Source organism: Mesorhizobium onobrychidis, from assembly GCF_024707545.1.
GTDB classification, from domain to species: Bacteria; Pseudomonadota; Alphaproteobacteria; order Rhizobiales; family Rhizobiaceae; genus Mesorhizobium; species Mesorhizobium onobrychidis.
Genome location: NZ_CP062229.1, coordinates 695,424 through 715,646 on the forward strand (window position 1 = coordinate 695,424; position 20,223 = coordinate 715,646).

The 20,223-nt window shown below is 63.7% G+C and carries 22 protein-coding genes; 9 read left to right on the plus strand and 13 right to left on the minus strand.

Annotated elements, in window-relative coordinates:
* Window positions 1–108 precede the first annotated feature (108 nt).
* Window positions 109–912, plus strand: a complete 804-nt coding sequence (locus tag IHQ72_RS03325) for a helix-turn-helix domain-containing protein (protein ID WP_258121155.1) — start codon at window positions 109–111, stop codon at window positions 910–912.
* An 8-nt stretch (window positions 913–920) separates the two neighbouring features.
* Here the strand turns inward: IHQ72_RS03325 and IHQ72_RS03330 are convergent, their stop codons facing one another.
* The 3 genes from IHQ72_RS03330 to IHQ72_RS03340 form a co-directional block, all read right to left on the minus strand.
* A complete protein-coding gene (locus tag IHQ72_RS03330) occupies window positions 921–1,733 on the minus strand; it encodes a C40 family peptidase (RefSeq protein ID WP_258121156.1) in 813 nt (270 codons plus the stop codon).
* Window positions 1,734–1,794: 61 nt separating this feature from the next.
* The gene (locus IHQ72_RS03335) at window positions 1,795–2,742 is read right to left on the minus strand and encodes a CHAD domain-containing protein (RefSeq protein ID WP_258121157.1); all 948 of its coding nucleotides are present in this window, start codon (window positions 2,740–2,742) and stop codon (window positions 1,795–1,797) included.
* Window positions 2,739–3,212 (minus strand): CYTH domain-containing protein, encoded by a 474-nt coding sequence (locus tag IHQ72_RS03340; protein ID WP_258121158.1) that lies wholly within the window; start codon window positions 3,210–3,212, stop codon window positions 2,739–2,741. The genes IHQ72_RS03335 and IHQ72_RS03340 overlap by 4 nt, the downstream gene beginning before the upstream one ends.
* 91 nt (window positions 3,213–3,303) lie before the next feature.
* On the opposite strand from IHQ72_RS03340, the gene IHQ72_RS03345 reads away from it, so the two are divergent.
* The 4 genes from IHQ72_RS03345 to IHQ72_RS03360 are packed head-to-tail and all read left to right on the plus strand — an operon-like array spanning window position 3,304 to window position 7,002.
* On the plus strand, window positions 3,304–3,990 hold the full coding sequence (locus IHQ72_RS03345) for a CerR family C-terminal domain-containing protein (protein WP_258121160.1): 687 nt from the start codon (window positions 3,304–3,306) through the stop codon (window positions 3,988–3,990).
* A complete protein-coding gene (locus tag IHQ72_RS03350; protein WP_258121161.1) occupies window positions 3,987–4,940 on the plus strand; it encodes an HlyD family secretion protein in 954 nt (317 codons plus the stop codon). Before IHQ72_RS03345 ends, IHQ72_RS03350 begins: the two co-directional genes overlap by 4 nt.
* Window positions 4,937–5,857 carry an ABC transporter ATP-binding protein gene (locus IHQ72_RS03355; RefSeq protein ID WP_258121162.1) on the plus strand — a complete coding sequence of 307 codons (921 nt, stop codon included), beginning with the start codon at window positions 4,937–4,939 and terminating at the stop codon, window positions 5,855–5,857. Before IHQ72_RS03350 ends, IHQ72_RS03355 begins: the two co-directional genes overlap by 4 nt.
* A gap of 8 nt (window positions 5,858–5,865) precedes the next feature.
* Entirely contained in the window at window positions 5,866–7,002 is a 1,137-nt protein-coding gene (locus IHQ72_RS03360) for an ABC transporter permease (protein ID WP_258123718.1), read from the plus strand.
* Window positions 7,003–7,118: 116 nt separating this feature from the next.
* On the opposite strand, the gene IHQ72_RS03365 is transcribed toward IHQ72_RS03360, so the two are convergent.
* From IHQ72_RS03365 to IHQ72_RS03380, 4 genes are all read right to left on the minus strand, one after another.
* Complete coding sequence (locus IHQ72_RS03365; RefSeq protein ID WP_309508967.1) at window positions 7,119–8,729, minus strand: FAD-dependent oxidoreductase; 1,611 nt, start codon at window positions 8,727–8,729, stop codon at window positions 7,119–7,121.
* A 188-nt stretch (window positions 8,730–8,917) separates the two neighbouring features.
* Entirely contained in the window at window positions 8,918–9,580 is a 663-nt protein-coding gene (locus tag IHQ72_RS03370) for a glutathione S-transferase family protein (protein WP_258121163.1), read from the minus strand.
* Window positions 9,581–9,621: 41 nt separating this feature from the next.
* Window positions 9,622–10,599, minus strand: coding sequence for a threonine/serine dehydratase family protein (locus IHQ72_RS03375; RefSeq protein ID WP_095495965.1), 978 nt, complete (start codon window positions 10,597–10,599; stop codon window positions 9,622–9,624).
* A 204-nt stretch (window positions 10,600–10,803) separates the two neighbouring features.
* Window positions 10,804–11,127 carry a hypothetical protein gene (locus IHQ72_RS03380; protein WP_123146013.1) on the minus strand — a complete coding sequence of 108 codons (324 nt, stop codon included), beginning with the start codon at window positions 11,125–11,127 and terminating at the stop codon, window positions 10,804–10,806.
* Between the two features lie 178 nt (window positions 11,128–11,305).
* Between IHQ72_RS03380 and mbfA the strand changes: the two genes are divergently transcribed.
* Window positions 11,306–12,289 (plus strand): iron exporter MbfA, encoded by a 984-nt coding sequence (gene mbfA, locus IHQ72_RS03385; RefSeq protein ID WP_258121164.1) that lies wholly within the window; start codon window positions 11,306–11,308, stop codon window positions 12,287–12,289.
* Between the two features lie 183 nt (window positions 12,290–12,472).
* On the opposite strand, the gene IHQ72_RS03390 is transcribed toward mbfA, so the two are convergent.
* The 4 genes from IHQ72_RS03390 to IHQ72_RS03405 form a co-directional block, all read right to left on the minus strand.
* Window positions 12,473–13,777, minus strand: coding sequence for an IS4 family transposase (locus tag IHQ72_RS03390; protein ID WP_258117880.1), 1,305 nt, complete (start codon window positions 13,775–13,777; stop codon window positions 12,473–12,475).
* A 239-nt stretch (window positions 13,778–14,016) separates the two neighbouring features.
* Entirely contained in the window at window positions 14,017–14,361 is a 345-nt protein-coding gene (locus tag IHQ72_RS03395) for an antibiotic biosynthesis monooxygenase family protein (RefSeq protein WP_258121165.1), read from the minus strand.
* Entirely contained in the window at window positions 14,358–14,690 is a 333-nt protein-coding gene (locus IHQ72_RS03400; protein WP_258121166.1) for an NIPSNAP family protein, read from the minus strand. The genes IHQ72_RS03395 and IHQ72_RS03400 overlap by 4 nt, the downstream gene beginning before the upstream one ends.
* Window positions 14,691–14,789: 99 nt before the next feature.
* The gene (locus IHQ72_RS03405; RefSeq protein ID WP_258121167.1) at window positions 14,790–15,017 is read right to left on the minus strand and encodes a DUF1127 domain-containing protein; all 228 of its coding nucleotides are present in this window, start codon (window positions 15,015–15,017) and stop codon (window positions 14,790–14,792) included.
* 68 nt (window positions 15,018–15,085) lie between these two features.
* Between IHQ72_RS03405 and IHQ72_RS03410 the strand changes: the two genes are divergently transcribed.
* Window positions 15,086–15,760, plus strand: a complete 675-nt coding sequence (locus IHQ72_RS03410; RefSeq protein WP_258121168.1) for an ArsR/SmtB family transcription factor — start codon at window positions 15,086–15,088, stop codon at window positions 15,758–15,760.
* A gap of 11 nt (window positions 15,761–15,771) precedes the next feature.
* Here the strand turns inward: IHQ72_RS03410 and ligD are convergent, their stop codons facing one another.
* Complete coding sequence (gene ligD, locus IHQ72_RS03415; protein ID WP_258121169.1) at window positions 15,772–18,294, minus strand: DNA ligase D; 2,523 nt, start codon at window positions 18,292–18,294, stop codon at window positions 15,772–15,774.
* A gap of 164 nt (window positions 18,295–18,458) precedes the next feature.
* Window positions 18,459–18,965, minus strand: coding sequence for a YciE/YciF ferroxidase family protein (locus IHQ72_RS03420; protein WP_258121171.1), 507 nt, complete (start codon window positions 18,963–18,965; stop codon window positions 18,459–18,461).
* A gap of 407 nt (window positions 18,966–19,372) precedes the next feature.
* Between IHQ72_RS03420 and IHQ72_RS03425 the strand changes: the two genes are divergently transcribed.
* Together IHQ72_RS03425 and IHQ72_RS03430 are read left to right on the plus strand one after the other, a co-directional pair.
* Entirely contained in the window at window positions 19,373–19,519 is a 147-nt protein-coding gene (locus tag IHQ72_RS03425) for a hypothetical protein (RefSeq protein WP_023801394.1), read from the plus strand.
* Between the two features lie 197 nt (window positions 19,520–19,716).
* Entirely contained in the window at window positions 19,717–20,160 is a 444-nt protein-coding gene (locus IHQ72_RS03430) for a thiol-disulfide oxidoreductase DCC family protein (protein ID WP_258121179.1), read from the plus strand.
* Window positions 20,161–20,223: the final 63 nt, after the last annotated feature.

Sequence of the window (20,223 nt, forward strand, 5' to 3'; positions counted from 1 at the left end):
TCTCCCTGTGGTGATGGAGGAGAGCTATGTTTTTTGATACTTTTCTGGAGGGCCGATTACAGCTAGTATCGAATATCGATACGAAATCGTACGAAAGAGGTGTATCGCATGAATGGCCTGATCTTCGAGGCGCTGAAGCGGACACTGAAGGCGAAGGGTGTCACCTATCGCGAACTTGCCGAACGCATGGGCGTTTCCGAGCCGACGGTGAAGCGCATCTTCCATGAACGCAACTGCAAGCTCGACCGGCTGATGGAAATCTGCGCTGCCGCCGGCGTCGAGCTGGAAAACGTGCTCGGCTCGATGAACCGGGGGCCAGGGCCGGTCAACCGCATCGCGCCGGAGATCGAACGCAGGCTGGCAGGCAGGCCGGCGCTGCTGTTCATGTTCGTCATGCTGTCAGAAAAATTCACGCCCGAAGGCATCATGCGCTCGCAAGGATTGAGCGAGGCCTCGATGTTCCTCTATCTGCGCGACCTCGAGGAGCTCGGCCTCGTCGCGCTCGGCCGCGGCCTGTCGGCCAGGCTGCTGGTCGAGACGCCGATCCAGTGGAATTTCGAAGGGCCGCTTAGGCCATTGTTCGAGATGACAAACAAGAATTTCATCGGCTGGGCGATCACGCATCTGGAGCGGGAGGCGACCTTCGTCAGCTTCTCCAGGCGGATGCGGCCGGAGACGGCGGAGATGGTGAAGCGCGAGGCGGAGGAGCTGGCCGAACGCGCCAAATTGCTTGCCCATCACGATCAGCACACGACGCCCGAAGACGGGCTCACCGGCTATAAATGGACATTTGCCTTCGGCGCGACGCCGTTCCCAACGATCATGCCGATCGGGCCGCATCCGCGTGATGCCGGTGCGCGAGCGAACGATCGGTCCGCTACTGCGAAGGGTCGACGCCCACTGCTAGCATAGGCGAGCTGCTACTCGGCGGCCTTGGTTTCCGGATCGGTAGCCGTCATCTTATCCTCCCAGGTCATCTGCCGGTAGTCGAACCCGTATTCCAGCGTCGGCTTGACGATGCGGAAATAGGGCGACAGGTCGAAGTCGCGCGGCGTGTAGAGCGAGTGGTGGCGGATGTGCAGGATTTCCTTGCGCGAATAGTTCGACTGGGCCGAGGCACGGCCGGGCGCCCGGGTGATCTCGGGCAGGATGGGATAGCGGATCTGGCCATAGGCTTCGGCGATCAGCGAGGAGCAGATGGCCCGGGTCGGATCGCCAGACCCGAAAGCCAGCATGCGGCGGCGCCAGCGTACCGGCACAGGCGGCGTCGGCAGGAAATAGCGCAGCATGTCGAAGATGTTCTTGAGATCGTATCTGAGGCCGAGCTTGCCGATCATGAAGGCGACGACCTTGTCGCGATCTTCCGGCGCCAGGCCGCTCGCCCGGCAGATGCGCGTGTTGTAGGTACGGTAGCGCGACAGCGGCACGGCGATGCAGCCCTCGCCAAGCGTGACCTCGATCAGGCGCCGCCGCTCCGATCCGTCCTCCGGTTCGGGCAAGGCATCGCCGACATAGAAGGCCGCGTGCGACCAGGTCGACTGGGTCAGGTACTTGATCGCCGCCGAGATCTTCTGATTGCCCTCGATGAGCAGGATGTCGCCGGGCTCGAGCGTTCGGCGCAGCGTTTCGGCATCGGACGGCGTGTAAGGCTCGTAGCCGGACGATTCCTCCTGCAGCCGGCCGGCAAGCCAGCGGCCAAGTCGGTCCAGAAGCGTGTCACCGGTCTCGATCATGCCAGACGGCGATTACCACAGGCCGGCGGCCTAGACCATGATCCCGAACCGAAGGACCGCGTCAGCCGGCGGCGCCGGGCGCGCTGGCGTCTTCGCGCGGCGCGGCGGCCAGATCGTCGCGCGCCTTGCGCGCAAGTTTCCTTGTCGAGCCCCTGGGGCTGTCGCCGAACAGATCGGTTGCGACGGCGAGACAGGTCTTCTTCAGGCTTTTCTCCGAGCGCTTCAACAGCTTGCTCAGGAGCCGCGTTTCCTGCGGAGAGCCGAGCGGCCGGTCGGCGGCATCGAGAAGTTCGCGCATGACGAACACATCATGCAGTTCGCCCAGTCTTTCGCCCAGTTCGTCGACCGCCTTGCGCCGGACCTTGATCGGCGTCGGCCACAGCCTTCCGAGCAGCGACAGATGCATGCCGTGGGTCTTTGCCGCCTTGCGCAGATCGTGGAAATCGTCGGCCTCGCCGCGGGAGCCCGCCTTGTCCAGCGCCTTTCTGGCGCGACGCAGAGTGATGCGGGCGCCTTCAGCAAGCACATCGGCGGCCTGTTCGGGCTGGTCGGGCAAGGCCAGCATATCGATCCGGTTGATGCCCTCCTCGCAAGCGGCAATCGCGGCAGCTATCGCAGCGTCGAGGCCGACACCGCCATGCAATTCGTGCTGGCGCGCGACGAGCCTGTCGCGCACTGCATCGAGACCGCCGCCAGTGCTTTGCTTGGGAAAGCTTGCTGTCAGCCGGTCGATGGTTTCAACCAGCGCGGTCGCCTCGCGCGGACCGGCAAGCAGGGCCGCCACCTGGCGGTAGCACTGATTCTCGGTCCGGCAGAATGTTTCGTCTCCGGAACGGACCAGGCGCAGCAAGGCACGCGCGCTCTTCAGCCGCTTGCGGCATTTGTGCAGCCCCTGTTCCGGCCTGTCATGCGCCGCGTCCAGATGGACCAGCGCCTTGCCGATCTCCTCGGCGAGGATGCGCCTGACCTCGCCGGTCAACGGCAGGCGCGGATCGATGCGATAGCTCATGCGGCGATCTCCGGAATCCCCTCGAGGGCGAGCGACGCGTTGTAGAATCTCTGCTCGCCAGTGACTTCGCGGCCGAGCCAACCTGGCAGCATTTCGTCCGGCACGTCCTCGGGCGTCTCAAGCTCGGCGACCACCAGCCCCGCAAGCATCCCGCCGAAGACATCGACTTCATAGAGATAGCCGCGGTGCCTAACATGGTGGCGTGTCTTCTCGATGACACGTCCGATGGCGAAGGCCAGCATCTCTTCCGCCTCGGCCAGAGGGATCGGATATTCGAATTCGTCGCGTTCGCGAGCCTTGCTGCCGAATTTGAGCGTCAGCTTGGCTGAGGCGCCGTCGCTGATGCGCACGCGCACCGAGCGGCCGGGTGCGGCGGCGAGATAGAACTGGCGAATGCGAATGTCCGCCTCGACCAGATCCCGCCACTGCGCGCCGGAGACCAGGAACTTGCGCTCGATTTCCTTGACCATGGCTTCGCACTAAAGCGCGCGCGGCTGGAGATGGCAAGGTGGAGATAGGCTAAGGTTGACGGTAATCATTCGATTGATTAAATTGCCGATCATGAGCAAATCAACGAATGCCAAAATTCAGCGTCGCGAGGCATCTCCCGCCGACACGCGCGCGGCACTTGTCCGCGCGGCGCTGAAGCTGTTCGGACGGCAGGGTTTCGACGGCACCTCGACGCGCGAGATCGCGGCTGAGGCCAAGGCCAATATCGGCTCGATTGCCTATCATTTCGGCGGCAAGGAAGGACTTCGCACTGCCGCGGCCGACTATATCGTCGAGACCATTCAGGCCATTGCCAGCCAAGCCGTCGGCAGTGCGCAGGCATCAGCCCCGGCCGACGCCGAGGCGGCGCGGGCACAACTCTTCACCGCGCTGGAGCGGATGGTGGCCTTCATCGTGGCAAGGCCGGAGGCCGGCGAGATCGTACAGTTCGTCCTGCGTGAGCTGTCGCATCCGACGGCGGCACTCGACCGCATCTATGACGGCGTGTTCGAGCCGACGCATCGCCGGCTCTGCCTGATCTGGGAGCAGGCAACGGGCGAGGCGGCCGAAAGCGAGCGCACCAAGCTCACCGTGTTCACGCTGATCGGCCAGGTCATCTATTTCCGAATCGGCCGCGAAGCGGTGATGCGCCGCATGGGCTGGCGCGGGATCGGCGATGACGAGGCCGCCAAGGTGGTGACGGTGGTGACGGATAACCTAGGGGCCATATTGGCCGCCCGGAAGGATCGTAGATCATGAGTTTCCTTTGCTCTCTGCCGCTCGCCGCCCTGCTGTTCAGCGCCTGCGCGCCGGCGGCGCCGCTCGCCGTCGGCTATGTCGAGGGCGACTATGTGCTGCTTGCGCCGATCGAGGTGGCGCAGGTCGAAACGGTTGCGGTCAAGCGCGGCGACCGCGTCGAACCGGGCACGCCGGTGGTGACCCTGGAAAGCGCCGACGCAAGTATCGCCGTCGCGCAGGCCGAAGCCGGCCTCGCCCAGGCCCAGGCGCAGCTTGCCGATCTGCAGGTCGGCAAGCGGCCGGAAGAGATCGCGGTACTCGCGGCGCAGGTCGACATGGCCAAAGCGCAGGCCGCCGATGCCAAACGCAGATACAGCCGCGCCAGCGACCTGTTCAAGCGCGGCACCGGCACGCAGGCCGATTACGACACGGCCTCCGCCACGCTGGAGACGGCCAACGCGCAGGTCGGCCAGGCGGAGGCCAATCTCGCTGTCGGCGGCCTGCCGGCCCGGCCGGAGACCATCAAGGCCGCTGACAATCAGGTCAGGCAGGCGCAATCGGCGCTGGAGCAGGCGCGATGGCGGCTGTCGAAGCGCGTGCTAGCGGCGCCTTCGCCCGGCCGCGTCAACGATGTCATCCGCAATCCGGGCGACACGGCCGGCCCGACCGCGCCTGTCATTTCGATGCTGCCCGACGGCGCGGTGAAGCTCAGCGTCTATGTGCCGGAAAGCGCGTTCTCGTCGGTGAAGGTCGGCACGCTGCTCGGCGTCCATTGCGACGGCTGCGGACCTGACGTGAGGGCACGCGTCAGTTACGTGTCGCCGGATCCGGAATTCACACCGCCGGTGATCTACTCGCTCGAGACCCGGCAGAAGCTGGTCTATCTCGTCGAGGCGCGGCCGGAAGGCGACGCCAGCGCGCTGCAGCCGGGACAGATCGTCGATGTCGATCTGGCGGATATCGGCAAATGAACGCCATCGATGTCCATGGCCTGGTCAAGCGTTTTGGTGACAAGACCGTCGTCGACCATGTGACAATGACGGTGGCCGAGGGCGAGATCGTCGGCTTCCTCGGCCCGAACGGTTCGGGCAAGACGACGACCATCCGCATCATGTGCGGCCTGCTGACGCCGGACGAGGGCGAGGGCACGGTGCTCGGCTTCGACATCCGCACCGACAGCCTGAGGATCAAGCGCGAAGTCGGCTACATGACGCAGAAATTCTCGTTCTACGAGGATCTGACCATCGCCGAGAACCTTGAATTCGTGGCGCGGCTCTATGGGTTGAAGCCGCTCAACGAGCATGTCGGCAGGACGCTGGAGGATCTTGGCCTCACCTCGCGCAAGGACCAGTTGGCCGGTACGCTGTCCGGTGGCTGGAAGCAGCGGCTGGCACTGGCCGCCTGCATCATGCACAAGCCCAGATTGCTGTTGCTCGACGAGCCGACGGCGGGCGTCGATCCGAAAGCCAGGCGTGAATTCTGGGACGAGATCCATCGGCTGGCCAGCGGCGGGCTGACCGTGCTGGTCTCCACCCATTACATGGACGAGGCCGAGCGCTGCCACCGCATCGGCTACATCTCGTACGGCAAGATGCTGGCCACCGGCACGGTCGACGAGGTGGTCAGGAATGCCGGCCTGACGACCTTCGTGGTGGAGGGCCCGCAGCTCGATCGGGTTGCTGCCGCACTCAGCGGCCGGTCCGGCGTCGACCAGGTGGCGCCGTTCGGCGCGACGCTGCATGTCGTCGGTTCCGACAGGAAGGCGCTTCAGGCAGCACTCGCCGATGTCGAGAAAGAGTACAAGGGCGTCACGGTGACGCCGGGCGAGACCAGCCTGGAGGATGTGTTCATCCAGTTCATGTCCGGCTCGAAGGACAATATGGGATGAAAAACCGGATAAACAGCGTCTTTTCCCTCGCCAGGCTCGGCGCGCTGCTGACCAAGGAGTTCATCCAGATGCGGCGTGACCGCATCACCTTCGCCATGATGCTGGGCGTGCCGCTGATGCAGCTGGTGCTGTTCGGCTATGCCATCAACAACGATCCGAAGAGCCTGCCGGCAGCCCTGGTGGCGATGAGCAACGATCCTTACACGCGGGCCATGGTTTCGGCGCTGCAGACCACCGGCTATTACAGGTTCGACCATGTCGCGGAAAGTGCCGCCGAGGCGGAATTCCTGATGGCGCGTGGCGACGTCGCCTTCGTCGTCACCATCCCCGCGGATTTTGCCCGGCGGGTCGAGCGCGGCGACCAGCCGCAGATCCTGATCGAAGCGGACGCGACAGACCCAGCCGTCGCCAGCGGCGCCATCTCGACGCTCGGCACCGTCGCCAACCAGGCGCTGCTCCGGGCACGGGGCATGCAGGAGACGGCCGCCGAGGCTGCCCGGGGCCAACTCGAAGTCGTGGTGCACCGGCGCTACAATCCGGAAGGCATCTCGCAATACAACATCGTGCCCGGCCTGCTCGGTGTCATCCTGCAGATGACGATGGTGATGATGACCTCGATCGCGCTGACACGCGAGACCGAGCGCGGCACGATGGAAAACCTTCTGGCGATGCCGTCCAGCCCGCTCGAAATCATGCTGGGCAAGGTGCTGCCCTACCTGGCGGTCGGCGCCGTGCAAGTGGTGGTGGTGCTGGCGGCGGCGAAGCTGCTGTTTGCCATTCCGTTCACCGGGTCTATGCCGCTGCTGCTGACGGCGGTCCTGATCTTCGTGCTGGCGCTGGTGCTGCTCGGCTACACCATTTCGACGATGGCGCGCACGCAGATGCAGGCGCTGCAGCTCACCTTCTTCTTCTTCCTGCCGTCGATCATGCTGTCCGGTTTCATGTTCCCCTATCGCGGCATGCCAGGCTGGGCCCAGGCTTTCGGCGAGGTCCTGCCGTTGACGCATTTCCTGCGCATCATCCGCGCGGTGATGCTGAAGGGCGCCGAACTGCCGGCGGTCGCAACCGAGATCGGCTGGCTCGTCGTGTTCGTAGCGCTGTTTGCCGGTCTGGCACTGGTGCGGTTCCGCCGGACGCTAGACTAGGGTCAAAACTCAGTCAGGCTGGCTGCCGTCAATGGCCGAGATGCGTGGACCTTGCCGTTTGAATCGCTCGGCAGCAACGAGCACGGGGGCGCGTGAGCGGACGTTGCCGGCCCTGTCTAGCTTCGGCTGCGGTGGGCCTTCTCTTCATTCGCCAGATACTGGTGGACGAACGCAATCGCCATGCTGCCCTCTCCGACCGCCGAGGCAACCCGCTTGACCGGGCTCAGTCGTACGTCGCCGCATGCAAAAACGCCGGGCGCGCTGGTCTCGAGCAGATAGGGGTCGCGCTCCTGCGACCAGCCGCCGGCCTTCTTCACATCGTCGCCGGTCAGCACGTAGCCGCGGGCATCGCGCACGACATCGGCCGGCAGCCATTCGGTCTCCGCATTGGCGCCGATGAAAACGAACAGCCCGCCGCAATCGTGCCGGCTCACCTCATTGCCGGTCTTGTCGAGAATGTCGATCGCCGTCAGGTGAGTCTCGCCATGCACGGCCTGGACTTCGGATCGAAGCTGGACCCTGACGTTCGATTTCGCCCGCAGCTGCTCGATCAGGTAGTGAGACATGCTGTCTGCAAGCGACGGGCCGCGCACGAGCAGTGTCACGCTGCGCGCATGGCCCGAAAAATGCAGCGCTGCCTGGCCGGCCGAGTTGCCGGCGCCGATCAGGAAGACGTCCAGTCCATGGGTGGTGCTTGCCTCGCTGCGCGCGGCTCCATAATAGACGCCCTTGCCGATAAGCCGGTCGAACCCGTCGATGGCGAGACGACGCCATGTCACGCCTGTTGCAAGAATGAGGCTGCGCGCCCGCACAATATCGGTGCCGTCGAGAAACAGCTCGTGCGCCGCCGGATCGATGCCGGCGACCGAGCGGGTGACCAGGATTTCGGCGCCCAGCCGCCTCGCCTGCTGCAGCGCGCGACTGGCCAGTTCGTCGCCGGAGATTCTGCTGGGAAAGCCGAGATAGTTCTCGATCCGCGACGATGTCCCCGCCTGTCCGCCAGGCGCCTCGCGCTCGACGACGATCGTGCGCAGCCCCTCGGATGCGCCGTAGACCGCCGCGGCAAGGCCGGCCGGCCCGCCACCAATGATCGCGACATCGTACTCGGCGCCGCGCGGCCGCGTCTGCAACCCGAGGCGAATGGCAAGATCGCGCACGGCGGGGTTTTCCATGATCTCTCCGTCCGCCAGCCGGGCTACGGGACCATCGAGCGCCGGCCTGTCCAGGGCAGACCAGAAAGCCTCGGCATCGGATGTGTCGGGCAACAGCCAGGTGAATGAGATCTGGTTGCGGGCCAGGAACCTGCGGAGCGCCCCGCACGCCGTATCCCAGCGATGGCCGACCAATGTCACGCGCGGCTTCTGCGGCTCGGCGGTGATGCTCTGCAGCCCGCCCATCCGCTCACGCGCAAGCGCGCTGACCTTCTGGGCCACGTCCTTTGAGACCGCGGCGATGGAGTAATATTGCTGAACCTCGAGGCGCATGACGCGGGACGGCTCAGTGGCGCGATAGCCGCCCGGAAAACCCGAGCCCAGGGCGATCGGCACCTCGCCGAATATCGTTCCCGGCAGCCGCCAGCCGAGCGTCCGCTCGACGCCGTCGAAGGTCTTTACGACTTCGATCTTGCCGGCGAGTACCGCAAACAGCGCGGCCTCTCCGCCCTCGTGAACCGCGAACTCTCCGGCGCTGAGATGGAGGTCGGCCGCTGTCCGCGCCAGCCGCTCCAGCCCGCCGGCAAACCCGAAAACAACGGGATCGCTGCTACTTCATCAATCGTCAACATGGCCCCTCGCGGGAGCCAGTTAGCGTTGTTTTCCGGTTTTGATCAACAGAAAAAGGGTGGAGTCTCGCCTTGGCGGATAGGTCGCGAAACACCGCGCTTTGAAAGCGCATCGGGTTGTGCCGATAGGCATGATCATTCGGATCTAGGTTCATGCAGGCTTCCCGAGACCGGCGGCAATTCAGGCGCCTCCAGTCCTTGGAAAGGATCGCGCCAGGCGTCGATTTCTTCAAACTGACGATACCAGCGGCTGACAGAAGGATAATCAGCGAGCGGCAATCTGGCGACATTGTTGAAGGGCAGAAACGTCGCCATTCGAAAGTCGGCATAGGAAACCGAATTTTCAACCAGCCATTCTCGCTCGGAAAGCTCGGCCTCAAGTGTTGCAGCGGCCGTGCGGAAGTCTCTCAACCCCTCCTCAACCCGGTCCTGATCGATCGGGCCGAGCCCATACCGCTGTTTGGTCCCGCGTTCGAAATGCACGACGTCGCAAGCTCTTGCGAAGTTCTCTTTCCCCCAACTGAGCCATCGGATCATCTCGGGTTCGTCATCGCCGGTGCGCCAGAGATCCGAATGCGCGTCGCGTGACAGCCGGCAGGCTATGGCATCGGTCTCCCAGAGGCTTTTTCCCGAGCTTACGAGTATGGGCAGTGAAAGATTTGGATTTAGCGGGCGATATCGCTCAGCCTGCCCGGGAGCGAAGGGGGAGGCGAATTCAAACTCGACCTTTGCGTCGAGATAGCGTGCCACCGCGACCGCGAGGCGAGGATTGGGATTGCGGCTGAAGAGCAGTTTCATTCCGTGTCAGCCTTTTTGAATGGTGCTGGTTCGGTCGCCACCTAAGCCGCCGCCATGATCTCCGCATAGGTGGCGAAATCGACATTGCCGCCGGAGAGCACCACGGCAATGCATTTGCCTGATAGCTCGATCTCGCCCGACGACAGCGCGGCCAGCCCGACGCAGCCGCCGGGCTCGACCACCAACTTGAGATGGGCCATGGCGTCGCGCATCGCCTGCGCCGCCGCTCTGTCGGAAACGGCAATGCCGCCGGCGAGATTCCTGCGGTTGATCTCGAAGGTGATCGCGCCCGGTTCAGTGGTGAGGAGCGCATCGCAGATCGAAGTGTGTCCGGGTTCGATCGAAACCCGGGCACCTCTAGCCAGTGAACGACAAGTGTCGTCGAAATGCTCGGGCTCCACGGCCCAGACGGCCGTGGCAGGGGAAGCGTCCTTGACGGCGATGGAAATACCGCTGCTCAAGCCGCCGCCGCCGCAGGGGATGACGACCGCGTCGAGGCTCACGCCGAGCGCTTTCGCCTGCGCCATCAGTTCGAGGCCGATCGTGCCCTGGCCGGCGATGATGGCCGGATCGTCGAAAGGTGGGACCAGGACCATGCCCCGTTCGATGTACGGGCGAACCACCGTCATGCGGTCGTCGCGGAAACGGTCGAACGGCACCACTTCCGCGCCCATTTTCCTGACATTGCCGACCTTCATCGCCGGCGCATCCGTCGGCATGGCGATGACCGCCTTGACGCCGAACATCGCCGCCGAGGCGGCGACGCCTTGCGCGTGATTGCCCGACGAGAAGGCGACGACGCCACGGCTGCGCTCCTCATCGCTCAGCGACGACAGCTTGTTGTAGGCGCCGCGGAACTTGAACGAGCCGGTACGCTGCAGCGTCTCCGGCTTGAACAGGATCCTGGCGCCGAAGCGCTTGTTCAGCTCAGGCGATTCGATCAGCGGCGTTTCGACGATCAGGCCGGACAATCGCGCTGCTGCGGCGCGGATGTCGGCGATGCCGGGAGGGGTGGTCATGGCGAGGTCCTGCAGAAGTGAGATCGCCCATGGTGCACGGAAAACCAGGCCGCGCACCACTGGAAAAATGTGACCGTTACAATTCGTGGATTGCGAGAAGAGCGTGGTGCCTTCATCAGCGCCCCGACGTTTGCGATTGGCCGAAGCCTCCCCAACCTCGTCATCAACTCTGAGGAAGCAGGAGATCTTCGCCCGACCGCCCCCTCACCCCAAAAGCGTCCTTTTCCGTTTGGCGCCGCCCATCTTGCGCCAGGTGTTGAAGCGATGGGTGGCGGCGGCGAAGGATATCTTCATCTGCTGAGCAACCGAATAGCGCGACTTGCCCTCATCGAACATGCGGTAGCAGCACTCTACGCCCTCCTCGGTCAGCTTGCCGTCGGGGGCTTTGTTGTGCGGATTGGCCGGATCGAATTTTTCGACCTGCTGCTCGACCAGGCCTTTCAGGCGCTGCAAATCGGCCTCGATACCGGCGATCAGGTCGAGAACGGGTTTCGGGTCGAATGCATGCGTGGACTGTTTTGCCGGCATCTCGGATTCCTTTCTCTTGGCTTAGGTTCAGCTATATAGGTGAACATTCGCCAATAATTAAGGGGCAGAGAATGATACCCGGAGCCACTAATTTTGAGCGACCGGGCGACGAGCGAGATTGACCAACCGCGCGCTGAACTCTAGTTTAGAATTATTCTAAACTAGGGGTGGATTTCTCATGCTTTCCCGTGTTTTCGGCTTTGGCCGCCGTTCCTTCGAATCGCTGTCGGAGCAAGAGATCCTGGCGCTCGCCATCTCTTCCGAGGAAGATGACGGGCGTATCTACCGTGCTTACGCCGACGGGCTGGCGGATAGCTTTCCGCATTCGGCCAAGGTGTTCGAGGGGATGGCCGAGGAGGAGGACGGCCATCGCGACTCGCTGATCGAGCTTCACCGCGAGCGTTTCGGCGAGCGCATTCCGCTGATCCGGCGCGAGCATGTGAAGGGCTATTACGAGCGCAAGCCCGACTGGCTGGTCAGGCCGCTCGGCATCGAGCATGTGCGCCAACAGGCCGAGACGATGGAGCGTCAGGCGTACCTGTTCTACGTCGAGGCGGCGAAACGCACCCGCGATGCCTCGACGCGAAAGCTGCTCGACGATCTGGCGGTGGCCGAACAGGGCCACGAGACGCTGGCGCAGCGGCTGGAGCAAAAGCATGTGCCGGGCGCGGTGAAGGACGAGGAAGCAGCGGCCGAGCAGCGCCAGTTCATCCTGACCTATGTGCAGCCGGGGCTGGCCGGCCTGATGGACGGATCGGTGTCGACGCTGGCGCCGATCTTTGCCGCAGCGTTCGCCACGCACGACACGTTCCAGACCTTCCTGGTCGGGCTTGCCGCCTCGATCGGCGCCGGCATCTCGATGGGCTTCACCGAGGTCGCCTCCGACGACGGCAAGCTATCGGGCCGCGGCTCGCCGGTGAAACGCGGGCTGACAGTCGGCATCATGACCATGCTGGGCGGTCTCGGCCATGCGCTGCCCTACCTCATACCGTCTTTCTGGACGGCGACAATTATCGCCGCGGTCGTGGTGTTCTTCGAACTGTGGGCGATCGCCTTCGTGCAGAACCGCTACATGCAGACGCCATTCTGGCGCGCCGCCTTCCAGGTGGTGCTGGGCGGCGCGCTGGTGTTTGCGGCTGGCGTGCTGATCGGGAATGCATAGAAACCTTCTTTCCTTCTCCCCTTGTGGGAGAAGGTGGATTGGCGCGCAGCGCCAAGACGGAAGAGGGGTGTTGGACGGAGTGCCGCCGTTGCCAAGCTGGAACACCCCTCATCCGACCGAGCTTCGCTCGGCCACCTTCTCCCACAGGGGGCTAGCGTGCGCACACATCTGATTTGGCGGGGATTAGTTTGGATTTGCAAGAGCGAAGCCCTCGGCGATGGCGTGGAAGCGTTTGAGGCCGTTGCTGAAGGTGACGGGACCTGGCGGCCGCTCCTTTGCGTAGCCGTTCCACCCTCCCAGCCGGGCGATGCACCAAGCGGCCCAGGCGAGCGTGTGTTGCGGATGCGGGTTGTTCTGCTTTTGGGTCTTGCCTTCGAGCCTGGCAATCAGCGCCTCCAGCACGGTGATCTCGGCGGGGCTGAAGAGGCGTGCAGCCTTGAAGGCCTGGCCGGCGGCATCGCGCCCGTGCACGAGTTGCATGACCCTGGTGGCGACGATCAGCGCGGTCGCGGCCAGCCGTTCGAGTGCCTCACCATCGGCAAGCAGGCTTTCCTCCAGATCGATGGCCTGCGACTTCACGGTTCGGAACAGCTGTTCGACGGTCCAGCGCAACCGGTAGAGATCGACCATGCGGCAAGCGTCGGCGAGCGTTTTGACCGCGTGAGTGGTCAACAGCCGCCAGATCACCGCTTCCTTGGGCGAAGGCGGATCGATCTCGCGCACTTCGACCATGTTGAGCGTGATCTCGCGCGGATCGCGACAGTCGGCACCAAGGCGCGGCTGGCGCAAGGCGACCGCGGCGAAGCGAACGGCCAGTTGCACCTTGCGCGCCGGTCGGCCGGGACGCGCCTGCAGTTCGAAGGCGGTCCGGCCGGCTTCCGGCGTTTTGGCGATCTCGCCGAACAGACGGCCGCCCTGCTCACCCAGAGCCCGGTCGCGCACGGCGCGGATGAGCACATGCGTGCGCTCGTCAGGCAGCCTTGCCAGCACTTCGTAGATGTCGGCCTCGCGGTCGCCGATCACGGTAGCCAGCGGCGTGTCGGTCAGCGCCTGGCGGGCCGCCTTGGCGGTGGCGATCCATTTGTAGCTTTCCTTGGCTTCGATCGGCAGGGCTTGGTAGTCGTGCGCCTTCTGCCCCCGGCGCCGCCAGATCGTGGCAGCCGCAAGCCCCAGCACCGAGCCGTCGGCGGCATCCACGGCCAGCGCCGGGTGGACGAACAGCCCGACATCCTTGCCGTTGCCGACATGCCCGAGGCCGCGCTTGCGCGAGGCCTTGGCCTCATAGTTGATCTCGCTGCTGTCCTCAATGATCAGCACATGGCGGCCGGCCGCCGCCTCGCCCGTTCGCGCCGCCGCCGTGCGCACGATCTCCGGCACCGTCACTTGGGGATTGCGAAACAGCCGCGTGAACGCAATCTGTTCCGCCCGCGTATCGGCCAGCCTGCGCAGGCCCGCGCTGACGCGCGTGCACATGCGCTCCAGCACCATGCTCCCCTTTTTTGCAGGCGCAGGTCGCCGAAGTATCCAAGCAGCAAAGCCATCGTCGAAATCTCCCGAATCAACAATGGCAGCTACAGAATCACACATGATTCCAACCCCACAAGCCAAACCTGCTACCCGACCAAACTCCCTTGACACCTCTCCGAAGCAGATGTGTGCGCACGCTAGCCCACAGGGGGAGAAGGAGCAACCGCGCCTATCCGTAGAAGCGCCATCAGTAGTCCCACTCACCCATTCACCACCCGGCTGTCCTCAGGCGCCTCGGCACGTTCGGTCAGGCCATAGTCGCGCACGACATGGGCGATGCGCAAACGATAGCCGGCAAAGATGCCGCCACGGCCGGCCTTCTGCGCCTGCCGGTGTTCCTCCGTGTTGCGCCAGGCTTTCACCGCTTCCTCGTCGCGCCAGAACGACAGCGACAGGATGCGGTTCGGGTCGGTAAGGCTCTGGAAGCGCTCGATGGCGAGAAACCCATCGAGGCCGTCGAGCAGCGGGCGGAGATCCGCGGCGAGGCCGAGATAGGCGTCGCGCTTGCCCGCCGCCGGCTCGACCTCGAAGATGACGGCGATCATAGTTTCACCAAAGGGGCATGCGGCCCGGAGGCGAGCTTCAGGAACATGCGATCTTCCTTCAGGATGAATTTTTCACGCCGGGCGAATTCGTAATTCGCCTTGCCGGCCGGATCGGCGGCGAGCCTGGCACGGTAAGCTTCGTAAGCCGCCAGGCTGTCGATGTTGTAAGCGGCATAGGCGGTGGTGGCCGAGCCCTCATGCGGCGCAAAATAGCCGATCAGATCGGCGCCGCAGCGCGGGATCGCCTGGCCCCAGTTACGGGCATACTCCTCGAATGCCGCCTTGCCAAACGGGTCGATCTCGTAACGGATGAAGCAGGTGATGGTCATCTTTTGTCTCCTAGACGGGTGGATGCATTCTTGCGCCGACAGTTCGAGCGGTGTCGAAACGTTCTGTGGTTCTAGTGTGCTAGGCAATTTCCACGCTGGTCACGCTTGCCAGAAGCACTTCGCGCATTCGCGGCGAACGTCTTCTGGCGTCATGCCAAGATCGCGCAAAAGATGCTCGTCAATCTCGGCGAGGTCGAGGCGCTGTAGATGGCGGTCGTACCACAGCGCCAGGAGCCGCAGATGCGACCGGCGTAAGATGATGAACGGAAACGGCCGACGGCCGACGCGGCTGACAAGCACGGTGTGGGGAACGGTTCTTGCGGTCATCGTCGTCTCCTTGATCTCAGCGGAGGATAGTGGTTATCTGACGACAATGCTTCGATGAAGGACGAACTATGCGTGAAGGACCAGACATAGCGCGCATCGCCAGCCTGGTCGGCGATCCGGCGCGGGCAAACATGCTGACCGCGCTGATGGGTGGCACGGCATTGACAGCGAGCGAACTGGCGCTCGAGGCCGGCGTGTCGCTGCCGACCGCCAGCTCGCATCTGTCGAAACTGATGGAGGGTGGGCTGCTGACGCTGGCAAGCCAGGGGCGGCATCGCTACTACGGGCTCGCCGGGCCGCAGGTGGCTGGCATGATCGAGGCGATTACCGGCGTCGCCGCTGCGGTCGGGCCGCAGCGGGTGCGGCCGGGCCCGCGCGACGCCGCCATGCGCGTGGCGCGGGTCTGCTACGACCACCTCGCCGGCGAGCAGGCTGTGGCGATGCTCGACCGTCTTGTCGCTCGACAAGTGCTCCTGCGCCACGACAAGGAGATCCGGCTCGGGCCGTCGGCCGCCTCGCATTTCGCCGCGATCTGCATCGATGTCGAGAGCAAGGCGCGACGACCGGTGTGCCGGGCCTGCCTCGACTGGAGCGTGCGGCGCTCGCATCTGGCCGGCACGCTGGGTGCGGCCATTCTCGACAAGATTATCGCCGAGAAATGGGCGCGACGCGAGAAAGACAGCCGCGCAGTGGTCTTTTCGCCGATGGGCAAGCAGGCGTTCGAGAAGGTGTTTCTCGGCTGAAAAGTAACTGATCAGCCGCGCTTGAGCGGCTTGCCCTGCTTGAAAAAATCTGCCCAGGGATCGGGTTTCGCCAACTGCTTCAGCGTCGTCTTGTCGCCGATCGGAAAGGCGTTCGGCGCCAACCCGGCCTCGATCTCCGCCCAGGTCGCCGGCATTGAGACCGTAGCGCCTTTCTTGGCGCGCGACGAATAGGGTGCCACCGTGGTCGAGCCGCGGCCATTGCGCAGATAGTCGACGAAGATCTTGCCGGTGCGCGCCTTCTTCGACAGCGTCGCTGTATACCGATCAGGGGCGGCCTGCTCGAGGGCGCGGGCGAAATCATGGGCGAAGTCCTTCACCTCATCCCAATCCGCCGACGGTTTCAGCGGCACGACGACATGGTAGCCCTTGCCGCCCGACGTCTTGACGAAATTCGGCAATGACAGCGCATCGAGCCGGCCGTGAATTTCGAGCGCCGCCGCGCGCACCGCTTTCACGTCGACGCCTTCGTCGGGATCGAGATCGAAGATGATCTGGTCCGGCTTGTCCAGTTCGTCGATGGTGCAGCCCCAGATATGGATCTCGACCACGCCGAGCTGGACCAAGGCAGCGACACCGTCGAAATCGCGGATGAACAGGATCTCCTCGCCGTCCGTCGGATCCTTCATCCTGGCGATCTTGTCATGCATGCCGGCCGACGCATGTTTCTGGAAGAAGCGTTGGCCGCCGACGCCGTCCGGCGCGCGCACCAGGCTGAGCGGCCGGTTGACCACAAACTGCTTCATGCGTGGCCAGACCGAGGCATAGTGATCGAGCAGGCCATGCTTCGAGACCTTCTCCTGCGGCCACAGAAGCTTGTCGGGGTGAGAAAGCTTAACGACGGTTTTTGCCGCCCGGGTAGACTTGACCTTGGTCTCGCCTTTGCCGCCGGCCGGCTTTGCCTTGGTGTCGGCCTTCGGCTTTTCCTGCACGACTTCCTCCGCCGGTTTGTCCTCGCGCAATCCCTGGAACGAGGCGTGACGTATTATACGATCGGACGTCCAGGTACGGAACTCCACTTCGCCAACAAGTTCGGGCTTCACCCAAACCACTCCTTTGCCCGACCCCTTGCCTTTCGGTACGGCTGTATCGAAGGGCGAGGTCTCCGCCCTTCGCGCATCCAACTTTTTCTTCAGGTCGTTGGTACTCTGCATCGAAAAACCGGTGCCGACACGGCCGGCATAGTGCAGCTTGCCGCCCTCATGGTAGCCGACCAGCAAGGAGCGCAATCCGCGCCCGGTCTTCTCCGACGGCAGGAAGCCGCCGATGACGAACTCCTGGCGCAGCGTGCATTTCGACTTCACCCAGGACAAGCCGCGGCCGCTGCGATAGGGCGCGTCGGCGCGCTTGGAGACGATGCCTTCCAACCCCATGCGGCAGGCGTGCTCCAGCATGACCTTGCCCGGTTCGGCAAAATGGTCGCTGAAGCGGACTGCAGAATTGTCTGGCTGTTTGCCAAGCAAATCCTGCAAAGCCTGCTTGCGCTCGACCAGCGGCTCTCTGCGCAGGTCTTGGCCGTCGAGACGGATCAGGTCGAAGACGTAATAGAGAAAACGATCCGTGCGGCCGGCCGACAGGTCAGCCTGGAGCAGCGCGAAAGACGAGACGCCGCTGTCTGCCAGCACGACGATCTCGCCGTCAATGATGGCGTCGGTACATTTCAGACGCCCGAGTTCTGCAACAATCGCGCCGCCGAATTTGCCCGTCCAGTCGAGGCCGGTGCGCGTCAACAGCCGCGCCTTTGTGCCGGCAAGTTGCGCCTGCATGCGGTAGCCGTCGAATTTCACCTCATGCAGCCATTCCTTGCCGGGAGGGGCATCCCTCTGCAATGTGGCGAGGCATGGTTCGATGAACTCGAGCTGCTTTGCCGCCTTGGCCTTCGCCTTGCTGGTGGACCGTTTGTTCGAATGCCAGACCCTTGGCTTCTTGCCATCGGCGGTCTTGCCTTCGCCAACCTCCTCGATCGTCAGGCCCGACTTCACCGACTCGGGCGCCTCCTGCAAGATGTCCTCACCTGGGCGCGCGGCGGCATCGTCGGATTTGATCAGCAGCCAATTGTCGCGCGTTTTGCCCGGACGCGGCTTCAGCCGCACCAGATGCCAGAGACCGTTCAGCTTGTGGCCGTGCAATTCGAAGCTGATATGGCCCTTTTTCATCGCCTGGGCCGGATCGTTCTCCGGTTGCCATTTGCCTTCGTCCCAGACGATGACCGAGCCGCCACCATATTCGCCCTTGGGAATGGTGCCTTCGAAGGACGCGTAGTCGATCGGGTGATCCTCGACATGCACGGCGAACCGCTTTTCATGCGGATCGAGGCTCGGACCCCGGGTTATCGCCCAGCTCCACAGCACGCCACCATGCTCCAGGCGAAGGTCGTAATGCAGTCGTGTCGCGGCGTGCTTGTGGACGACAAAGATGCCGCCGGCCTCACCTTTCCTGTTGCGAACGACCTTGCCGGTCGGCTCGGCGGTCTTCTTGAAATCGCGTTTGGCGTGATACTGCTCAAGGCTGGCCATCGCACGCGATCCTATGCCGGTTTGGTGTGGCGCCGATTTGCTGTGACGGCTTCGGCTTGGCGACGCCGGCACGAGGCCTTGAACGGATAGAAACAGTTTCAGTTCCGGCCCCGCGAAAAAGCGAGGCAAAGCCGGGTTGCCCGGCATTGCCTGGATCGAGACTGCTATTCGGCGGCCTGAAGGTTGACCTTGGCTTCCGCAATCTCGGTAAGCTTGCGGTCGGTCGCCTGCTCTTCCTTGATGTTGTTGGTCAGGACATTGGCGCAGTCGGTGCGGCCAAGCTGCCTGGCCCAGGCGATCAACGTGCCATAACGGGTTATTTCATAGTGCTCGACCGCCTGCGCGGATGCGATCAGGGCGGCGTCGAGAACGTCCTTGTCGTCGATGTCGCCGCTGACTTCATCGGCTTCCTCGAGAATGCCGTCGATGGCCGGACAGTTGACCGTCTTGGCCTTCACGCCATGCAGTTCGAACACCTTCTCGACGCGCTCGATATGGCCCTTGGTCTGGCCGAGATGCTTTTCAAGGCCGGCTTTCAGCTGCGGGTCGGTCGCCTTGTCGATCATCTTCGGCAGCGACTTCTCGATCTGTTTTTCGGCGTAATAGATGTCGCGCAGCGTGTGGACGAAGAGGTCGTCCAGCGTCTTGATGTCTTTCGAAAAGAAACCCATGGCTTTTGCCTTTCCATGTTCTTGCTGGTTTGGGGTTCCGGCGGCGGTTCCGCACGGAAGCCGCTGCCTGCTGGGCCGGGTGGGTCCCGGCTCTGGGCGTCAACGTCCGGCTATCGGACGGGTTCCTGACTTTCCCTGGACAAGCACGGAAATTTCGCGGCGCTGGCCAAGGCTGAAACAGAAGCGCGTCCGAGCGACATCCAAACGAAACATATGTGATGCAAAAGTCACATCGACCGAAATGTCGACGAACTGCATCGAAAGACCCCGAATCAGCCGCATTGCGGCCACGAACCAAGGCCTTTTTGACCAGATATTAACATCGTGTTCACCGACTATTCACGCCTCGACGCTATGATCCCCGCAATTCGGAAGGGACATCCGAAATAGGGACAGGGACAGGGAAAATGAACTTCTTGACGCACCTCATCGGCTACGCTGCCGCCATCCGCGAATTCGTCGCGCCGACCTACCGGCCGGAGCGCTATTACATGCGCGGCCCTGGCCCCGCTTGCGCACGCCGCGGCCATACGCTCGGCATCAGCGCACACTGATGACGACCATGGAAAGCCGTCACGACAGCCGGATCTGCAGGCCGGCCGCCGATCACCGTGCGACGACCTATAGCGCGGAACGTCCTGCGCTCGCCGACAGGCGGCGTGCGACAACACCAAGGGTCTGAGATTCTAGGGACTTTGATCTCGCAGCCGGCAAGCTTAGTGTCGATTGACACCAAGCAGCCGGGACTCGCGTGACCACCCAGCCAGACAATCCTCCTGAAAAACCCGCCTTCGATGCAAGCCATCCGCTGATCGTGTTCGACGGCGTCTGCGTGCTGTGCTCGGGCTTCGTGCGCATGGTGGTCGGGCTCGACCGCAAAAGCCGCTTCCGCTTCGCCGCGGCGCAGTCACCGCTCGGCGAAGCGCTGTTTCGAAAATACGGGCTGCGGACGGAAAGCTACGAGACCAATCTGGCCCTCATCGACGGCGCCGCCTTCACCCGCCTGGACAGGTTCGTTGCCGTCATGGCCGACCTGGGCTGGCCATGGCGGGCGGCGAGGTCGTTGCTCCTGCTGCCGCGCCCGCTCCGCAACTGGCTCTACGATCGCATTGCCAAGAACCGCTACGCGCTGTTCGGCAAGAAAGGGAGCTGCGAGATTCCTTCCGCCAAGTTGGAGGGGCGGCTGATTGGCTAGGCGCCGTGCTCCACCAGGTTTTCGCTTTGCCCGATATCGCGGAGCCCCCAGCTTTTTGGGGGA